The organism is Vreelandella sp. 162(4c) (genome assembly GCF_058152265.1).
Genome location: NZ_CM176981.1, coordinates 2080231 through 2097351 on the forward strand (window position 1 = coordinate 2080231; position 17121 = coordinate 2097351).

The window sequence follows — 17121 nt, forward strand, 5'->3', positions numbered from 1 at the left end:
TGACACTCTTTAGCGTGCGAGATTGACCTTAAATTACCTAGACAGCATTTCAAAAACCGACGAAAACACTTATATAGCAGGCTATTTAGACAAATAACAACAAATAAAGCAGTGCTAAGGAAATCAAATCAATCCGGCTCATAACCGTCATCGGTTCAAATCCGGTCCCCGCTACCAATATTTTTAAAGGCAGATCAGTTACTTACTGGTCTGCCTTTTTTTATTGCCTAGAGTTCGGTGAGAGTAGTCAGAAAAGCTCTCGGGTTCAGCGTCTCATCCCCCCTGAAGGCCATCGGTTCGCTTTTATTCTAAAGCCAAAGCCAGCGAATCTCGCTATCCAATACAACAGAGAAAGCCGTTATCGAAAGGCAGCGGCTTTTTTGTGCCTGAACCCTTACACCGCCAGCTGCTCACGCCAGCGATCCCATTCTGGTGTAGATCCAACCATCTCAAACAGATGATCCAAAAAAGCGCTTACCTTGCGGGTGTGCAGCCGACGCTGGGCGTAGAGCACGTGGATATCGCGCCTGCCTGGCACGACTTCACATCGCCACGCTTCGAGCAGAGGCAGCAGTTTGCCCGAGGCCAGCTCATCAGCGATCAGCCAGGTGGGAAACATCACCAGTCCCTGCCCCATTAGCGCGGCACGCACCAGGCTCTCGGCATCGTTGCTATACAGGCTGCCGTCGACTTTGTAAGCAAAGGCTTGCGGCTGCTCGGCATGATGGAAGTACCAGCGCTGACGACCCATTTCACCTTGGTAGAGCAGGCAGTCGTGGTGTTCAAGGTCATCTGGGGTATTGGGCCTACCGCAGCGCTGTATATAGGTGGGGGCAGCAACCACAACGTAGTTCATTGACGCTAGGCGGCGTGCCACCAGCGTTGAATCGGCCAATTCGCCGACACGAAAGGTAATATCGATGCCCTCGCGCACCGGGTCGGTCAGTTGATCGGTTAACATCAGTTCGGATTTGATCGCCGGGTAGCGGCGTTGAAAGTGATGCAGAATCGGCACGATTTGGCGCTGGCCGAAAGCCACGGGAGCATTGAGGCGCAGCACGCCGCTAGGCGCTGTATTGGGGGCCGTTAGCGCTTCCGTCGCCAGGTCGAGTCGTTCAAGTATCTCGCGAACTTCCTGATAGTAGCGCAAACCTGCCTCGGTCAGCGTCACGGCACGGGTGTGGCGATAGAACAGTTGCTGACCAAGCGCCTCCTCTAAAGAGGCAATCTGACGCGAAACCGACGACACGGCGCGATGAAAGTGGCGTGCGGTGGCGGTAAAACTTCCTGTCGCGGCGACGCGCTCAAAGATGCGTAGCGCATTGAGATCCATCGAGTTGCTCCTAGCGCAATAAAGATTTGCGATTTTTCCAATTGTAGCAATGATCCTTGGCGACCAGACTGCTTTTCATCGGACACAAAGCACATTTCCACTGCCCGTTCCGAAAATTTTGTCTACAAAAGGAGTTAACGATGCGCAAAGGCACCGCATTAGTCGTCGGCGCGACCGGCATCACTGGTGGCAACTTAGCCAGCTACCTCACCGCTAGCGGGTGGAGTGTCTATGGATTATCTCGTCGCCCCTCTGATCAAGCAGGGGTAATTCCCGTCGCTGCCGATCTGTTAGATCGCGAGGCTACGGCGGAAGCACTGGCGGGGCTACCCATCACCCACGTGTTTTATTGCACTTGGGTGCGGCGCGAAAATGAAAAGGCTAACGTCGAGGCCAACGGCGCAATGATGCACAACTTGCTCGACGCTCTGCAGGGCGCAAGCTTAGCGCATGTCTCGCTGGTGACCGGCACCAAGCAGTACCTGGGTGCCTTCGAGAACTACGGTAGCGGTAAAACCGAGACGCCGTTTCGTGAATCAGCGCCCCGCGTACCTGGCGAGAACTTTTACTACACCCTCGAAGACATCATGTTCGCGAAGGCGGATCGGGACGGCTTTAGCTGGAACGTGCACCGTCCGCACACGGTCATCGGCTATGCCCGCGGTAACGCCATGAACATGGGCGTGACGCTGGCGGTTTACGCCTCTATCTGCAAAGCAACGGGCAAGCCGTTCACATTCCCTGGCTCGCAGGTGCAGTGGAACGCCTTGACCGATCTAACCGATTCGCTGGTGTTGGCGCGGCAGATGGAGTGGGTGGCGACCACGCCCGGTGCCCACAATGAGGCCTTTAATACGGTCAATGGCGATGTGTTCCGCTGGCGTCGACTGTGGCATGAAATTGGCGAATTCTTCGAGCTTGAAGTAGCCGACTGCCCGGAAACGCCACAACCGCTCGAAACCCAGATGGCCGACATTGCGCCTACCTGGGCCGAGATTGTCGAAAAGAACGAGCTAGTCGAAGCCGATGTCAGCAAGTTAGCCTCCTGGTGGCACACCGATGCCGACCTGGGGCGCGAGCTTGAGTGCGTCAACGATGTCACCAAGTCGCGAGATTTCGGCTTTGATCACTTCCGTGAAACACGCGCGGCGTTTTTCGATCTGTTCGCTCGCCTACGCGCGGAGCGCATCATTCCTTAAGTAATTTCAGAAGCAATTTCAGAAACAATGCCAAAAATAGTAGCTCATCCAGGGCGCCTAACCGCGCCCTGTTTCTGCTTTATCAGGTTCACGTAGCTTGATACCCACTAGCAGTGAGTTTTATTTCCCTCCTCTTCCTTGAATCCACCGGCAAATGCCTGCATATCATGGGGAACTATTGTTCATTTTTTGATGCCGAGTCTACCCATGCAAATTATCGATCCCCGCTCAGGTAAGCCGCTTACGGCGGATACCGGAAGTGCTGACGCTACCGCGCCTAACGCTGAACAAGCGGCGGTGCGCCCTGAAGATGTCATTATCGAGCTCAATGCTGGCAATATTCAGCAGGTGCTTGAAGCGTCCATGCAGGTGCCGGTGCTAATGGGCTGCTACTCGCCGTCCAACGCAAGCAGCAGCACCCTGCTCGCGGTGCTGGAGAAGCTGGTGGTTGAGTACGCGGGCGCTTTCCTGCTCGGCAAGCTCGATATTGAAGCAAACCCCGAAATCGGCGGCCAACTGGGCGTGCGTTCTGTGCCCGATGTGAAGCTGATTAGCCAGGGCGGCTTGGTGGATGGATTCCAGGGCGCTCTGCCGGAGAAAGAAGTGCGCGAGTGGCTCAATCGCTACTTCCCAGCCCCCGGCGAAGCGCCGCCTACCCCTGAAGAGCAGGCGGAAGAAGCGCTTAAAGCCGGTGACACCGCCGCTGCCCGCGAGATTTATCAAACCCTAATGGGCCAGTACCCAGAGCACTATGCCTACCAAGTAGCCTTCGCACGGGTATTGGTGGCCGAAGGGCGCGGCAGTGAGGCCCGTGAAGTACTCGATAACCTGCCCCCGGAAGAGCGCGACGCGGCACCTGCGCGTGGCGTACGCGCCAGCATCGAGTTTAGCGAGCAGGCACTCTCAGCCGAAGAGATTGCGGCCCTGGGCGATCGTACCGATAGCGAAGCGCAGTACCAGCGCGCCCTGCGCCAAGTGGCCGACGGTCATTATGATGAAGGGCTGGAGGCGCTGCTGGCACTGATGAAGCAGGATCGCGCCTATAATGATGACGCCGCGCGTAAAACGCTGCTGCAGGTATTCGACGCCCTGGGCGCCGACCACCCGCTGACCGTTGCTTACCGCCGTAAGCTCTTTGCGATGCTGTACTAAGGTCTTCTGAAGGCTCTCAATCCTGCTTCAGCAGGGAATCCATACGAGACAGCGCCGCTTCCAGCTGGGAAGCGGTGGTACCAAAGTTAAGCCGCACAAAGCCGGGGCAGCCAAAGGCCGCCCCGTCCGAAAGCGCTACTCCCGCCTCTTTCAGCAACGTCTTGTAGGGCGCCTCACCTAACCCTGCCTCGCGCATATCCAGCCAAGCCAGATAGGTCGACTCCGGCGCACTCCAGCGCACGCCCGGCCAAGCCGCTACGCGTGCCTGCAGCGTCCCACGATGCTCACGTAACACGCTTAACAGCTCCTGGCGCCACGGCTCGCCATGTCGATACGCTGCTTCCGCCGCGACCAAGCCGAGCACGTTGCCATCGGGAAGTAACCCCTTGGTAGCCGCCGCAAAGCGCTCACGCAGTGCGGGGTCGGGAATCACCGCGCAGGCGCTGGTTAAGCCCGCTAGGTTAAAGGTTTTCGACGGTGCCCATAGCGTAATGGTGCGCTTCGCTAATTCAGGAAATGCCGCGGCTAACGGGCGGTGCTGGGCGCCTTCGTCCAATAACAGGTCGCAGTGCAGCTCATCGGAGACCACCCAAAGGTCGTGGCGCTCCACTAGCTCAGCCAGCGCTGCAAGCTCCTCATGGCGCCACACTCGCCCCGTAGGGTTGTGGGGCTGGCACCACAGCAGCAAGCGCGTACGTGGCGTAATAGCGGCCTCCAAGGCATCAATATCGAGCTGCCAAGGCTCATTGGGTGCTGAAGGCGCTGCCAGCATCGCCTGCTGGGGTAGTCGCCCGGTGCGCTTTGCAACCTCTAAAAATGGCGGGTAGATCGGCGCTACCGTCAATACACCGTCGCCTAGCTCGGTCAGCGTTAACGCGGCCAGGTGCAAAGCTGGCACGACGCCCGGCAGCCACTGCTGCCACTCCGGCTGAATGGGCCAGTCGTAGTGGTGGGCGCTCCACTGGCACAGGGTTTCTGTTAACGTAGCAGGCACTTCGCCATAGCCATATACACCGTGGGCCACGCGCGCCTGCAGTGCATCAATCACCTCAGGCGGGGAGCGAAAATCCATATCGGCGACCCAAAGGGGCAGTACGTCGTCGCCGTAGCGGTGCCATTTTTGCGATGCCCAGCCACCTTCAGGGTGGCGTCGCTCCACAGGCGTGGCAAAATCGTAGGCCATGAAAAATCTCACTCATTCAATAGGGGTTGTGCCAAGCATGCCGCAAGATGACTTTTATACCAAGATGCGGGCGGGGCTATCGGCGCTGTTGCGGCAATGGCGCTCGCTTGGGCAAGCGAATACGGATCAGCTAGCGCTCATTTTGGCTGAAACAGCACGGGTAGCTAAATTAGGTACACCCGACGCCACGCCCAGCGGCGCCACCCTGGAGCAGTGGAGCCAGGATGAGCTAGGTGAAATGCCGCTATGGGCGCCGCGCACTGCGGTCTTTCTGCTCAATCAAATGCCCGCTCGCCCGACCCCCGATAGCGACGCCGAAGCCTGCGCCTGGGCTTACTGCTGGCTGCGCAACCGTTCGTTTGATTCACTCCAAGCGGCGCAGGAGGCGCTCCCCGCGCACTTGAAAGCGCCCCTAAAAGATGCCCTTGAGGCCGCATGGCGCGACCAGCAAGGCCTGCGCTTGGTTTAATTAAAAGCGCGCGCTGACAGCACCCAAACAAAAACAGCAAGGATGACGCCGCATGATTGAAGTCCCTCTCACTTGGCAGCTAGCGAAATTAGGGCTCTCGATCAGCATGGTGCTGGGGCTAGGCGCGATTGCTGTGCGTGCTAGCCCGCGCATGGCGGGCCTGCTGGCGGGCTATCCGTTAGGCACGGCCTTGGCGCTATTTTTTATCGGCTTGGAAATTTCCCCTCAGTTTGCGACCCAAAGTGCGGTGCATACCCTGGCGGGCTTTACGGCCACAATGGCGCTAGGGGCCGGTTATTGGATGGCAGGACGACAGCCGGGCGTTAAAGGTGTCATTGGCGGCGTGGCGGGCGGCTTGGTTGCCTGGCTCGCCATTAGCACGCTGCTCGCTCAGTTTAACTTCACGCGTTTGAGCGGCACGCTGGTGACGCTATGCGCCATTGCTCTGTTCAGCGGCTTATTTCGCAGCATTACTGATGTCAGGATACCCGCCAGCAGAACGTTTTCGTTACCGGCGCTTGCCGCGCGGGCGGCACTTGCCACGGTGATCATATTTACCATTACCAGCCTGGCCCACTGGCTGCCGCCCGCCTGGGCGGGAACGTTGGCCGCCTTTCCCGTCACGATGCTGCCTTTTTTGCTGATCCTACACCTGAACCATGGGGCAGCGCCGGTGGCGACGGTGATCAAGCACTACCCGATGGGACTTGGCTCGCTACTGAGTTACACGCTATGTGTTTCCTATACTTACAGCACACTAGGGTTGCTATGGGGCACATTGGTCGGCTTCGCTGCTGCCACGCTATGGCTGTTGGGGTGGATGCAACTCATTGCGTGGTATCAACGCCGCACCGCTTGACCAAGCGCTTGCTTGGGCTAATCCTAAACGTTGCCGTTGCGATTACCCCTACTAATAACCTTTTTTTTAATAACAAGGACAAGCCATGTTTACCCGAACCATTGAGCCCGCCTTTTACGATACTGACGCCTTAGGGCACATTAACAACACCCGCCTGCCAGCGTGGTTTGAGCTTGCCCGAAATGACTTGTTCAAACTCTTTACCCCTGATTTAAACCCCAAGCAGTGGCGCTTGATTATGGCGCGCATGGAAGTCGACTACCGGGCTGAACTGTTTTACGGTCACGATATCGAAATACGTACTTACTTAACGCGATTAGGCAATAGCTCGTTTACAGTCACCCAAGAGGCGCGGCAGCACGGCAAGCTCACTAACCTGGGCCATGCGGTTATGGTGCAGTATGACCACCAGGCCAAGTGCGCCATGCCTATTGAGGGTGACCTGCGCGAGGCGCTAATGTCGCACCTTCAAGACGCGCCTGAGCCCGCCTGATCGACGCTGCCCTGCACTACCGGGGCAACAGGAGCCTTATAATGGCAATCCGCTACAACCTCTGGATAGACCCTGACAACGTCGCCCAGCATCGCGCCGTGGAGGCAGACCTTGAGCGCTATTTTATTGAGCGCTTTGCCGACTATCCGCATATCCGCTTGTTTGGTGCCGATCCCTACGATTATGATGCCCCCTTCAATCGCCTTTATGACGTGCTAATGGCACGAGCCGCTGAATACTGTGAGCGGACGTGGTGCTATGTCGCGTCGCCTGAACAGCTCAATCGCTGCTTTTTCCGTGCCGTTGGCCGCTCGACTAAATTTGTTCAAGACGACCGTTCGTGAGAGACCAACCCAATGGTGATACGCACCAACCAAGCGCCTGACGAACGTCAGCTCGCCATTATTGCCCAGCAGCTTGGCCGCGCACCGCGTGGTATCGAAGCGGTAGCCGCCACCGACGGTGAAGGTACACCGCTAGTACTGCGTATGGCGCCTATTGTCGATGGCAAACCCTTCCCCACCCTGTATTGGCTCTGTTCCGATGTTCTGAAAGTTGAGATTTCCCGCATCGAAGCCGTTGGGGTTATCAAAGCGCTCGAACAACGCCTACAGGAAGAGCCTGAATTTCTTGAGGCTTACCAACAGAGCCATCGCGACTATGTGACCGCTCGCTGGGACTATATGAGTAATGCTCAGCGTGAAGAAGTCGCTAAGCTGGGTTACACCAACGTGATGACCGAACGCGGCATTGGCGGCATTAGCAACTGGCATCAGATACGCTGCCTGCACACCCAGTACGCCCACCACCTGTGCGGTGATAATGTGATTGGGCAGTGGATGGATGAGCATCATCAGGTAGACCGCTGTTTACCCTAAGCCCCTTTTAACCTAAGCCTCGTAGTAATCTCGTTTTCTTTTTGGCTACGGTTTTAGTCACGTTCATTTTTTAACGACAGGAAATAGACGAATGGCTCGAATTTGCGTTTATCTTGGCTCCCGTGAAGGTAACAGCCCTGCCTTCCGCCAGGCCACCAATCAACTGGGGCGCACCCTCGCTGAACGCGGCCACACGTTGGTTTATGGTGGGGCACGCGTTGGCCTGATGGGCGAGCTGGCTAACGCAGCACTTGAGGCCGGTGGTGAAGTCATTGGTGTGATGCCCGACCACCTGGTGGAGCGCGAACAGGCCCACTTTGGCTTGAGCGAGCTGATTCGGGTGCGCAACATGCACGAACGCAAAGCCACCATGGCGGCCAACGCCGATGCTTTTATTGCCTTACCCGGCGGGATTGGCACCTTGGAAGAGCTGTTTGAAATATGGACGTGGGGCTATCTAGGCCTGCATGAAAAACCGATGGGGTTGCTGAACATCGACGAGTTCTATTCGCCGCTACTGACCTTTTTAGACAGCACGGTTAGTCATGGCTTTTTGGCGTCTCCCACCCGCGAGATGCTGCTCGATGCACCGTCCCCCAATGAGTTGCTCGAGGCGCTGGAGGCCCAGCTATAAAACTGGTGAGGGAAGAGTTACTAACGTCCCGGGTGCTCGGTGAGCTTGCGGGTATGCTGATAGGTAAGCTGCAGTAAACGGGCATCTTCACCTGCCCGGTGGCGGTGAATACCCTGTTCGGCGATCAGCGCTTCTTTGGTGTCGCTCCACACTGCCTGCTGCTCTTCGCTAAGCAGAATTCTTAGCGCCTCAAGGCGAAAACGCGGCAGCATACCCGCATGATGGAAGAGCAGCGACAGCCAGGTATTGTCGTACCCCCAACTATCGCTGTACGCCTTACCCAGCTCGCGTAGTTCATCGTTCAGCCAGTGGGCGACCTGGCGTACCGGGTAGCCCTCCTGAATAAGGCGATCACGGGAGATGCCATGCAGCAGTTCAGCCTTGGGATCCCAGTGCGTCCACTCTTCCAGCGGTTGAATGAGAAAAGCACAGCAGCTTCCATCGGCACGGGCGATGCCTACTTCAATGGGGTAGCTGCCGCGCCCAAATCCGGACGCTTCAATATCTAGCACTGTGGGTAGCGTCTCGGACACAACCTTCCTCACTCAATCAAAACGCGGTAACGCTTCATGCGGCGGCCACGCTATTTAGTGCCAGCTGATCCGCCTGTCGCTGCCAGTAAGCCGCACGCTCACCATCTACCGCCAAGCCTAATTCACCCAGGCGATAAGCGCGAGCAAGCCGCTCTGCGGCGAGATAGTGCCCAGACTGGGCGGCGCGTGCGTACCAGGTCACCGCGTAATCTTCACGGCGCGGGTACTGGGCACAGCCATGTTCGTGGATTTGTGCCACCTGGTACTGTGACTTTACATCCCCGGCATGCGCAGCTTCCAGAACGTACCGCGCTCCGCGCGCTTTGTCCTGGGGCGTCTGACTGCGATGAAACAGCATATGGCCGTATACGGAGAGCGCGTCTGGGTGACCCGCTTCCGCACAGCGCTTAAACAAGCGCATCGTTAAACGCTGGGTGCGCGGTGAACGCGGCAACAGCCAGTGATTATGAAACAGCCGTTCAGCTAGGCGAAATTCTAGCCGAGTAAACAACGTTGATGCCTGCAGCATGGCAAACCACCCTGCCTGTCGTCTGTTGGAACCTTGGGCTAGCAGTCACAAAAATAGCTGCCAACCACACGAGAAACCGGCCTTTAGCCGGTCGATGGGCTGGCAAGCATACGCCTGCCTTTGCGACGACTCAACCCCATTAATTTGCTGCTTGCAATGAGCCTCGCTAACATGCCATTCATACGCCGTTTACCAGCCTGGTAATGGCGGCTTATCTTGTGGCAATTCCGCCTTAGTAAGGAGATAAAAATGCAAACGCGCCCACTTGGCAGAACCGGCATGGAGGTAAGTCGACTCTGTTTAGGCACGATGACGTTTGGCGAGCAAAACAGCGAAGCTGAAGCCCACGAACAGCTTGATAGAGCCGTGGCGTTTGGCATCAATTTTATTGATACCGCAGAAATGTACCCCGTTCCGCCCATGGCCCAGACCCAGGGCTTAACTGAGCGCTATATTGGCAGTTGGCTTAAGCAGCGTGGCGCCAGGGACGATCTGATCATAGCCACCAAGGCCGCAGGCCCAGGGCTTGACCATATACGGGGTGGCCCGCGTTTAACCCGTGAGCATATTCATCAGGCCATCGATACAAGCCTGGAGCGCTTGAACACCGATTACGTTGACCTTTACCAACTGCACTGGCCCGACCGTCAAACCAATTTCTTTGGCAAGCTAGGCTACGTTCATAGCGAAGACGAAGATGCGACGCCGCTAGAAGAGACGCTTGATGCGCTGAAAGAGCTGGTTGATGCAGGCAAAGTACGGGCTATTGGGCTCTCTAATGACACGCCCTGGGGCGTGATGCGCTCACTGCAGCTTGCCGATAAGCTGGATTTACCGCGCGTGGCGTCTATTCAAAACCCCTATAACCTTCTAAATCGCTCTTTTGAAGTTGGTTTGGCTGAAATTGCCCACCGTGAAGATGTCGGTCTACTTGCTTATTCACCGCTAGGGTTTGGGGTACTCTCAGGTAAATACCTGAATGGCGCGCAACCACCCAAAGGTCGTTTGACGCTGTATGAGCGCTTCAAGCGTTACACCTCGCCCGAAGCCGAGGCGGCCACCCAGGCTTACGTTGCGCTTGCTGAAAAGCACGAGCTAGACCCTGCGCAAATGGCGCTGGCGTTTGTTAACTCTCGCAGCTTCTTGACCAGCAATATCATTGGTGCGACCACCATGGAGCAGTTGGAAAGCAATCTTGCCAGCGAGAGCCTCAAGCTGGACAACGAAGTGCTAGAGGCAATCGAAGATATTCACCGCCGTATGCCCAATCCCTGTCCTTAAAACAAACAGCCCTTAAAAACAGCCGACTCTCATAAGGCTATCACCGCTATAGCCTCGGCCTTTGCCGAGGCTTGGTATACTGAGCCCACTTATATCAGGCTTTTATTTATCAGGGCACGACCAGGAGCATGCGATGCTGAGCGTTATCTCTCCCGCCAAAACGCTGGACTTTGAAACCCCACCGACCACAGAGCAAGTGTCACAACCCGACTTTCTGAAACACAGCCAAGCGCTTATCACTATTTTGCGTGATTACTCGCCGCAGCAAATCAGCGAACTCATGGGTATCAGCGATAAATTGGCGGGCCTGAATGCGGCGCGTTTTGAGGAGTGGCACCCTCCTTTCACTCTGAGCAATGCCAAACCTGCTGCACAGGCTTTTCAGGGCGACGTTTATACCGGCCTGCAAGCAGAAAACTTCAGCGAAGCGGAGAACCGTTACGCACAGTCGCATCTGCGCATACTTTCTGGCCTATATGGCCTGCTGCGGCCGCTGGATTTGATTCAGGCCTACCGCCTGGAAATGGGCACCAAGCTGCCTAACAGTGCCGGTAAGGATCTGTATGCCTATTGGAAGCCCATCCTGGCACCTGCACTTAATGAAGCCATTGCAGAAAGCGGCTCCAACGTGCTGGTTAATCTCGCCTCGAATGAGTACTTCAAAGCGGTAGATACCAAGCAGCTTAATGCCCGGATCATTACGCCGGTGTTTAAAGATGAGAAAAACGGCACCTTTAAAATCATCAGCTTCTACGCCAAAAAAGCGCGTGGACTGATGAGCGCTTGGCTTATCCAGGAACAGGTCAACGATCCAGATGAACTCAAGGCGTTCGATGTGGCAGGTTATCGTTTCGATGCATCGGCATCCCAGGGGGATACCTTCGTTTTCACTCGTAAAGAAGCCGATCGCTAAAGCGAATGGCCTAATAGAAACGTACGGGGCGTGACGCGCGCGGCTTTAAAAAGCGCTGGTGCGCCTCTTTGAACAGCGCTGTATCGCAGCGGTGAAGCCACTCATAAGCCACCATATCTGCCGTCACCGCCACAGCACCGCTCGCGCAGGCGCGCTCACGGGCAAACGCAGCCTCTTGCGGGCGTCGACTGGCAGAGGCGTCGCTCAGCCAGTACAACTCGTAGCCTGCCTCTAATAGCCCTAAACCCGTTTGCAGCACGCAGATGTGCGCTTCTGTTCCACACAGTACAATCTGTGTTTTACCCGTTGCGTTTAGCGCTTCACGAAATTCAGTTTCCGCCATGGCCCCAAAATGCTGTTTCTGCCAGAACCGATAGTCATTCAGGCAGGCGAGCAGTGATGCCGAGGATCCTCCCAGTTTTTCTGGAGACTGCTCGGTTAACCATACAGGCACCTCAAGCAAGCACGCCATTTCGCCTAGCCAAGCCGCTTCATTCATGGCTTCTTGACCACCATCGATTACAGGCAGCAGACCCGCCTGGAAATCGACCATTAACAACAGGCTTTTATCGCGTTGTAGTAGCACGTTGCCACCTCATTTTTATCGTTATTCAGGCTAACCATAATAGACGCGATACAAACAATAAAGCAGCCGCTTTTCAGCGACTGCTTCGGTTAACTCATCAAACAAATGCTCGGCCTAGTTCTCGGCCGCTTCTTCCATATCTTCGCCGAGCTCTTCCATGCTCTCCCCGGCATCTTCTGCGGCGTCATCAATGCTTTCACCCGCTTCTTCAGCAGGCCCTTGATCATCACAAGCGATCAGTCCGCCTGCCATCAAAGCCATAAATAGAGCGATTGCTAACTTCTTGGCTACTTGCGTCGTCATACCGTTTCTCCTCCTGAGATTTTACTTCTGGGTACGTGCAACATAATACTAGATGCTGCGTGGCAACAATACCATGTTAAATGCACAAGCTATTGTTATATCTGGAATAAAATGCCTGGAAATCGCGCTGAGGTGTGAGGTGTGAGGTGTGAGGTGTGAGGTGTTGGAGTGGCCCTGAAAAAGTAGACACCTTTATAGAGAGAAGGTGTTATGAAATTTAAATCTAGCCCTCGCTACAGTGACGAGTTCAGACGTCAGGTTATTCAGGTCTCACTCACTTCGCCGCAGACACAGGCTCAACTTGCTGCCAAGCTAAACATTCACCCGAACACGTTAAGCCGCTGGCGTAGGGAGTGGATGATGGGCAAGAATTCGTCGGATAAATTAATCAGGGATACGCAACCAGAGAAGAGTGTTCAAGAACTAGAACGCGAAGTGAAGCGCTTGAAAAAGCAGCTGAAGCGCGCTGAGCTGGAGAATGACATTCTAAAAAAGGCGGACGAGTACTTCGTCAAACACGGCAAATAAGGTTTGCTTTTATTGATGCTCGCCGTTGTCAGCAATGGCCAGTATCGGTCGTTTGTGAAGTACTCGGCGTCTCGCGTGCAGGTTACTATCGTTGGCGGGAGCGACAGTGTCGTCCTGGCCCGCGTCAAGCGCGACACCTAGCTATCAAGGAATTTCTGCTTAATCGTGCTCGCCAAATGGAGCATGTGCCGGGGTATCGGAAATTATGGCTAGAGGCTCAGGATGCTGGTTTCTGCTGTGGCAAAAATCAGGTACAACGTCTGTTACAAGAGGCAGGATACCGCTCACGAACAGCCTCAAAGCCAGGCTATAGGCGTAGCAAGTCATCCTTGCCTGTCCTGCCAAATCTGTTGAATCGCCAGTTTTCGGTAGGGGCTGGCAATCGAGTTTGGGTATCAGACATTACTCAGGTTCGCTGTCGGGAGGGATGGCTTTATATCGCCGCGGTGCTTGATTTAGGTACTCGCCAAATCGTGGGTCGGGCGATGGGGCCAGTTAATAGCTCACAGCTTGTTTTGAAGGCGTTAGAACATGCATGGCAGCATCAACGGCCGACGGGAAAGAATCTCTTGTTCCACTCCGACCAGGGGACTCAGTACCGAAGCGAAGAGGTGATGACTTGGCTAAACAATCGGCAAGTAACGATTAGCATGTCTCGTCGAGGTAATTGTTGGGACAATGCCTGTGCGGAAAGCTTCTTTGCTCTACTGAAGAAAGAATGGATTCAGCCGCTAGGTATGATCCATCGAGACGAGATGGTAGATGAAGTTCGCTATTATATTGATCATTATTATTCGAAAGTGAGGCGTCATATGACGCTGGGTGGGTTGACCCCCAGCGCCTACGTAGCCGCCTCTTAACATCAAGTGTCTACTAAACTAGGGGCACTCCATGTGAGGTGGAACAGGATATTCGTTAGATACCCCTACACCAACGTTTTCTACTCACTATTCCCCTCACTCCTCACTATTTACCCCTCACGCCCATGCAAAAAAAATCCCCCAAGGCATCAGCCCTGGGGGATTTTTCATAATAAGTGCCTGACGATGACCTACTCTCGCATGGGGAGACCCCACACTACCATCGGCGCTAAGCGGTTTCACTTCTGAGTTCGGCAAGGGATCAGGTGGTTCACGCGTGCTATGGTCGTCAGGCGTAACTGTTAATGTACATCATGCTGTTTGTGATCGTCTCATTGTGCCGCCTGCTCGTTTGAGTCAGGCCACACGCTGCGTATCCGGCTTTTTAATGCTTCGTCATCATCACGACCAGACCCCTTGGGTGTTATAGGGTCAAGCCTCACGGGCCATTAGTACACGTTAGCTCAACGCCTTGCAGCGCTTCCACACCGTGCCTATCAACCAGCTGGTCTCGCTGGGCCCTTCAGGAGGCTCTAGGCCTCAGGGATGTCTCATCTTGAAGGGGGCTTCCCGCTTAGATGCTTTCAGCGGTTATCCCGTCCGACCATAGCTACCCGGCAATGCCACTGGCGTGACAACCGGAACACCAGAGGGTCGTCCACTCCGGTCCTCTCGTACTAGGAGCAGCCCTTCTCAAACATCCAACGCCCACGGCAGATAGGGACCGAACTGTCTCACGACGTTCTAAACCCAGCTCGCGTACCACTTTAAATGGCGAACAGCCATACCCTTGGGACCGACTTCAGCCCCAGGATGTGATGAGCCGACATCGAGGTGCCAAACACCGCCGTCGATGTGAACTCTTGGGCGGTATCAGCCTGTTATCCCCGGAGTACCTTTTATCCGTTGAGCGATGGCCCTTCCATACAGAACCACCGGATCACTAGAACCTGCTTTCGCACCTGCTCGACGTGTCTGTCTCGCAGTCAAGCACCCTTATGCTCTTGCACTCAATGCACGATGTCCGACCGTGCTGAGGGTACCTTCGTGCTCCTCCGTTACTCTTTAGGAGGAGACCGCCCCAGTCAAACTACCCACCACACACTGTCCTCGATCCGGATAACGGACCTGAGTGAGAACGCCAATGATGCCAGGCTGGTATTTCAAGGTTGGCTCCCTCCGAACTGGCGTCCAGAGTTCAAAGCCTCCCAGCTATCCTACACAGGCAACATCAGCGTCCAGTGTGAAGCTATAGTAAAGGTTCACGGGGTCTTTCCGTCTAGCCGCGGGTACACCGCATCTTCACGGCGATTTCAATTTCACTGAGTCTCGGGTGGAGACAGCGTGGCCATCATTACGCCATTCGTGCAGGTCGGAACTTACCCGACAAGGAATTTCGCTACCTTAGGACCGTTATAGTTACGGCCGCCGTTTACCGGGGCTTCAATCAAGAGCTTCGCCTTGCGGCTAACACCATCATTTAACCTTCCGGCACCGGGCAGGCGTCACACCCTATACGTCCGCTTGCGCGTTAGCAGAGTGCTGTGTTTTTAATAAACAGTTGCAGCCACCTGGTATCTTCGACCGGTTCGGGCTAGGAGAGCAAGTCTCTTCACCCTATGCCGGCGTGCCTTCTCCCGAAGTTACGGCACCATTTTGCCTAGTTCCTTCACCCGAGTTCTCTCAAGCGCCTTGGGATTCTCACCCTGACCACCTGTGTCGGTTTGGGGTACGGTCGCACATGATCTGAAGCTTAGAGGCTTTTCCTGGAAGCGTGGCATCAGTGACTTCCTGACCGTGGTCAGTTCGTCTCGTGTCTCGGCTTTAAGACCCCGGATTTACCTAAGGTCTCGGCCTACTCACTTTCACCAGGACTACCAACGCCTGGCTCACCTAGCCTTCTTCGTCCCCCCATCGCAACCATGTCCGGTACGGGAATATTGACCCGTTTCCCATCGACTACGCCTTTCGGCCTCGCCTTAGGGGCCGACTCACTCTGCTCCGATTAGCGTCGAACAGAAACCCTTGGTCTTCCGGCGAGGGTGTTTTTCACACCCTTTATCGTTACTCATGTCAGCATTCGCACTCGTGATACCTCCAGCGAACTTCTCAATTCACCTTCATCGGCTTACACGACGCTCCTCTACCGCGAATTCCTATCGAAATAGAAACTCACCCGTAGCTTCGGTACCTGGTTTAGCCCCGTTACATCTTCCGCGCAGGCCGACTCGACTAGTGAGCTATTACGCTTTCTTTAAAGGATGGCTGCTTCTAAGCCAACCTCCTAGCTGTCTGAGCCTTCCCACATCGTTTCCCACTTAACCAGGATTTCGGGACCTTAGCTGACGGTCTGGGTTGTTTCCCTTTTCACGACGGACGTTAGCACCCGCCGTGTGTCTCCCACGCGTTACTCACCGGTATTCGGAGTTTGCCTCGGGTTGGTAAGTCGGGATGACCCCCTAGCCGAAACAGTGCTCTACCCCCGGCGGTACTACGTGAGGCGCTACCTAAATAGCTTTCGAGGAGAACCAGCTATCTCCGAGCTTGATTAGCCTTTCACTCCGATCCACAAGTCATCCAAATCTTTTTCAACAGATCCTGGTTCGGGCCTCCAATTGATGTTACTCAATCTTCACCCTGCTCATGGATAGATCGCTCGGTTTCGGGTCTATATCCAGCGACTGTGTCGCCCAGTTAAGACTCGGTTTCCCTACGGCTCCCCTATACGGTTAACCTCGCCACTGAATATAAGTCGCTGACCCATTATACAAAAGGTACGCAGTCACAGAACAAGTCTGCTCCTACTGCTTGTACGCACACGGTTTCAGGATCTATTTCACTCCCCTCTCCGGGGTTCTTTTCGCCTTTCCCTCACGGTACTGGTTCACTATCGGTCAGCCAGGAGTATTTAGCCTTGGAGGATGGTCCCCCCGTCTTCAGTCAAGGTTTCTCGTGCCCCGACCTACTCGATTTCACATGATCAGATTTTCGACTACGGGGCTATCACCCGCTACGGCCACGCTTCCCAGCGTGTTCGCCTAATCAGTCACATGCTTAAGGGCTGGTCCCCGTTCGCTCGCCGCTACTAGGGGAATCTCGGTTGATTTCTTTTCCTCAGGGTACTTAGATGTTTCAGTTCCCCTGGTTCGCCTCGTACACCTATGTATTCAGTGCACGATACTCATCTTGTGATGAGTGGGTTTCCCCATTCAGAAATGCCCGGGTCACAGGTTGTTGCCACCTCACCGAGCCTTATCGCAGGCTACCACGTCTTTCATCGCCTCTGGCTGCCTAGGCATCCACCGTGTGCGCTTCATTGCTTGACCCTATAACCCGAAGGAGTCTGGATGTCGCAATGATCACGTTTCATTTTGCCGGATACGCTGAC

17 protein-coding genes and 2 rRNA genes are annotated in these 17121 nt (G+C 55.2%); 11 read left to right on the forward strand and 8 right to left on the reverse strand.

Annotated features, from left to right (window positions below):
• Window positions 1–394 precede the first annotated feature (394 nt).
• Window positions 395–1333, reverse strand: a complete 939-nt coding sequence (locus AC4EYZ_RS09405; RefSeq protein ID WP_141440076.1) for a LysR family transcriptional regulator — start codon at window positions 1331–1333, stop codon at window positions 395–397.
• 140 nt (window positions 1334–1473) lie between these two features.
• On the opposite strand from AC4EYZ_RS09405, the gene AC4EYZ_RS09410 reads away from it, so the two are divergent.
• Both AC4EYZ_RS09410 and AC4EYZ_RS09415 read left to right on the forward strand, forming a co-directional pair.
• Window positions 1474–2532, forward strand: a complete 1059-nt coding sequence (locus AC4EYZ_RS09410; protein WP_490204234.1) for an SDR family oxidoreductase — start codon at window positions 1474–1476, stop codon at window positions 2530–2532.
• A gap of 207 nt (window positions 2533–2739) precedes the next feature.
• Window positions 2740–3684, forward strand: coding sequence for a co-chaperone YbbN (locus tag AC4EYZ_RS09415; RefSeq protein ID WP_027957665.1), 945 nt, complete (start codon window positions 2740–2742; stop codon window positions 3682–3684).
• A gap of 16 nt (window positions 3685–3700) precedes the next feature.
• Here the strand turns inward: AC4EYZ_RS09415 and AC4EYZ_RS09420 are convergent, their stop codons facing one another.
• Window positions 3701–4867 (reverse strand): MalY/PatB family protein, encoded by a 1167-nt coding sequence (locus tag AC4EYZ_RS09420; RefSeq protein ID WP_457547844.1) that lies wholly within the window; start codon window positions 4865–4867, stop codon window positions 3701–3703.
• Between the two features lie 37 nt (window positions 4868–4904).
• Between AC4EYZ_RS09420 and AC4EYZ_RS09425 the strand changes: the two genes are divergently transcribed.
• The 6 genes from AC4EYZ_RS09425 (at window position 4905) to AC4EYZ_RS09450 (ending at window position 8200) form a co-directional block, all read left to right on the forward strand.
• The gene (locus tag AC4EYZ_RS09425; RefSeq protein WP_022520367.1) at window positions 4905–5336 is read left to right on the forward strand and encodes a hypothetical protein; all 432 of its coding nucleotides are present in this window, start codon (window positions 4905–4907) and stop codon (window positions 5334–5336) included.
• A 52-nt stretch (window positions 5337–5388) separates the two neighbouring features.
• On the forward strand, window positions 5389–6195 hold the full coding sequence (locus AC4EYZ_RS09430; RefSeq protein ID WP_490204235.1) for a hypothetical protein: 807 nt from the start codon (window positions 5389–5391) through the stop codon (window positions 6193–6195).
• 85 nt (window positions 6196–6280) lie between these two features.
• Window positions 6281–6688: an acyl-CoA thioesterase gene (locus AC4EYZ_RS09435; protein ID WP_022520368.1), complete on the forward strand. Its 408-nt coding sequence runs from the start codon at window positions 6281–6283 to the stop codon at window positions 6686–6688.
• Window positions 6689–6729: 41 nt separating this feature from the next.
• A complete protein-coding gene (locus AC4EYZ_RS09440) occupies window positions 6730–7032 on the forward strand; it encodes a hypothetical protein (RefSeq protein WP_007111787.1) in 303 nt (100 codons plus the stop codon).
• Between the two features lie 12 nt (window positions 7033–7044).
• On the forward strand, window positions 7045–7566 hold the full coding sequence (locus AC4EYZ_RS09445; RefSeq protein WP_009288547.1) for a DUF501 domain-containing protein: 522 nt from the start codon (window positions 7045–7047) through the stop codon (window positions 7564–7566).
• Between the two features lie 91 nt (window positions 7567–7657).
• Complete coding sequence (locus tag AC4EYZ_RS09450; protein ID WP_009288546.1) at window positions 7658–8200, forward strand: LOG family protein; 543 nt, start codon at window positions 7658–7660, stop codon at window positions 8198–8200.
• 20 nt (window positions 8201–8220) lie between these two features.
• On the opposite strand, the gene AC4EYZ_RS09455 is transcribed toward AC4EYZ_RS09450, so the two are convergent.
• Both AC4EYZ_RS09455 and AC4EYZ_RS09460 read right to left on the reverse strand, forming a co-directional pair.
• Complete coding sequence (locus AC4EYZ_RS09455; protein ID WP_027957659.1) at window positions 8221–8733, reverse strand: hypothetical protein; 513 nt, start codon at window positions 8731–8733, stop codon at window positions 8221–8223.
• Window positions 8734–8767: 34 nt separating this feature from the next.
• Entirely contained in the window at window positions 8768–9262 is a 495-nt protein-coding gene (locus tag AC4EYZ_RS09460) for a tetratricopeptide repeat protein (protein ID WP_009288545.1), read from the reverse strand.
• A 249-nt stretch (window positions 9263–9511) separates the two neighbouring features.
• Between AC4EYZ_RS09460 and AC4EYZ_RS09465 the strand changes: the two genes are divergently transcribed.
• Together AC4EYZ_RS09465 and yaaA are read left to right on the forward strand one after the other, a co-directional pair.
• Window positions 9512–10543: an NADP(H)-dependent aldo-keto reductase gene (locus tag AC4EYZ_RS09465; RefSeq protein ID WP_022520370.1), complete on the forward strand. Its 1032-nt coding sequence runs from the start codon at window positions 9512–9514 to the stop codon at window positions 10541–10543.
• 133 nt (window positions 10544–10676) lie between these two features.
• Window positions 10677–11456: a peroxide stress protein YaaA gene (yaaA, locus tag AC4EYZ_RS09470; protein WP_022520371.1), complete on the forward strand. Its 780-nt coding sequence runs from the start codon at window positions 10677–10679 to the stop codon at window positions 11454–11456.
• A gap of 10 nt (window positions 11457–11466) precedes the next feature.
• On the opposite strand, the gene AC4EYZ_RS09475 is transcribed toward yaaA, so the two are convergent.
• Window positions 11467–12042, reverse strand: coding sequence for an isochorismatase family protein (locus AC4EYZ_RS09475; RefSeq protein ID WP_474192637.1), 576 nt, complete (start codon window positions 12040–12042; stop codon window positions 11467–11469).
• A 114-nt stretch (window positions 12043–12156) separates the two neighbouring features.
• Window positions 12157–12345 carry a hypothetical protein gene (locus tag AC4EYZ_RS09480; protein WP_022520373.1) on the reverse strand — a complete coding sequence of 63 codons (189 nt, stop codon included), beginning with the start codon at window positions 12343–12345 and terminating at the stop codon, window positions 12157–12159.
• 210 nt (window positions 12346–12555) lie between these two features.
• Here AC4EYZ_RS09480 and AC4EYZ_RS09485 point away from each other — a divergent pair.
• A protein-coding gene (locus AC4EYZ_RS09485; RefSeq protein ID WP_490203995.1) for an IS3 family transposase occupies window positions 12556–13733 on the forward strand; the annotation gives its coding sequence in 2 pieces (ribosomal slippage) (window positions 12556–12847 and window positions 12847–13733; 1179 coding nt in all).
• Window positions 13734–13911: 178 nt separating this feature from the next.
• Here AC4EYZ_RS09485 and rrf read toward each other — a convergent pair.
• Window positions 13912–14027: ribosomal RNA gene (rrf, locus tag AC4EYZ_RS09490) — 5S ribosomal RNA — on the reverse strand.
• A 134-nt stretch (window positions 14028–14161) separates the two neighbouring features.
• Window positions 14162–17059 (reverse strand): 23S ribosomal RNA (locus tag AC4EYZ_RS09495).
• Window positions 17060–17121: the final 62 nt, after the last annotated feature.

Excerpts from the sequence above, each read along its gene's own strand:
- AC4EYZ_RS09405 (WP_141440076.1), bottom strand. The coding sequence starts at position 1,333 with ATGGATCTCAATGCGCTACGCATCTTTGAGCGCGTCGCCGCGACAGGA.
- AC4EYZ_RS09410 (WP_490204234.1), top strand. The coding sequence starts at position 1,474 with ATGCGCAAAGGCACCGCATTAGTCGTCGGCGCGACCGGCATCACTGGT.
- AC4EYZ_RS09415 (WP_027957665.1), top strand. The coding sequence starts at position 2,740 with ATGCAAATTATCGATCCCCGCTCAGGTAAGCCGCTTACGGCGGATACC.
- AC4EYZ_RS09420 (WP_457547844.1), bottom strand. The coding sequence starts at position 4,867 with ATGGCCTACGATTTTGCCACGCCTGTGGAGCGACGCCACCCTGAAGGT.
- AC4EYZ_RS09425 (WP_022520367.1), top strand. The coding sequence starts at position 4,905 with ATGCCGCAAGATGACTTTTATACCAAGATGCGGGCGGGGCTATCGGCG.
- AC4EYZ_RS09430 (WP_490204235.1), top strand. The coding sequence starts at position 5,389 with ATGATTGAAGTCCCTCTCACTTGGCAGCTAGCGAAATTAGGGCTCTCG.
- AC4EYZ_RS09435 (WP_022520368.1), top strand. The coding sequence starts at position 6,281 with ATGTTTACCCGAACCATTGAGCCCGCCTTTTACGATACTGACGCCTTA.
- AC4EYZ_RS09440 (WP_007111787.1), top strand. The coding sequence starts at position 6,730 with ATGGCAATCCGCTACAACCTCTGGATAGACCCTGACAACGTCGCCCAG.
- AC4EYZ_RS09445 (WP_009288547.1), top strand. The coding sequence starts at position 7,045 with ATGGTGATACGCACCAACCAAGCGCCTGACGAACGTCAGCTCGCCATT.
- AC4EYZ_RS09450 (WP_009288546.1), top strand. The coding sequence starts at position 7,658 with ATGGCTCGAATTTGCGTTTATCTTGGCTCCCGTGAAGGTAACAGCCCT.
- AC4EYZ_RS09460 (WP_009288545.1), bottom strand. The coding sequence starts at position 9,262 with ATGCTGCAGGCATCAACGTTGTTTACTCGGCTAGAATTTCGCCTAGCT.
- AC4EYZ_RS09465 (WP_022520370.1), top strand. The coding sequence starts at position 9,512 with ATGCAAACGCGCCCACTTGGCAGAACCGGCATGGAGGTAAGTCGACTC.
- yaaA (WP_022520371.1), top strand. The coding sequence starts at position 10,677 with ATGCTGAGCGTTATCTCTCCCGCCAAAACGCTGGACTTTGAAACCCCA.
- AC4EYZ_RS09480 (WP_022520373.1), bottom strand. The coding sequence starts at position 12,345 with ATGACGACGCAAGTAGCCAAGAAGTTAGCAATCGCTCTATTTATGGCT.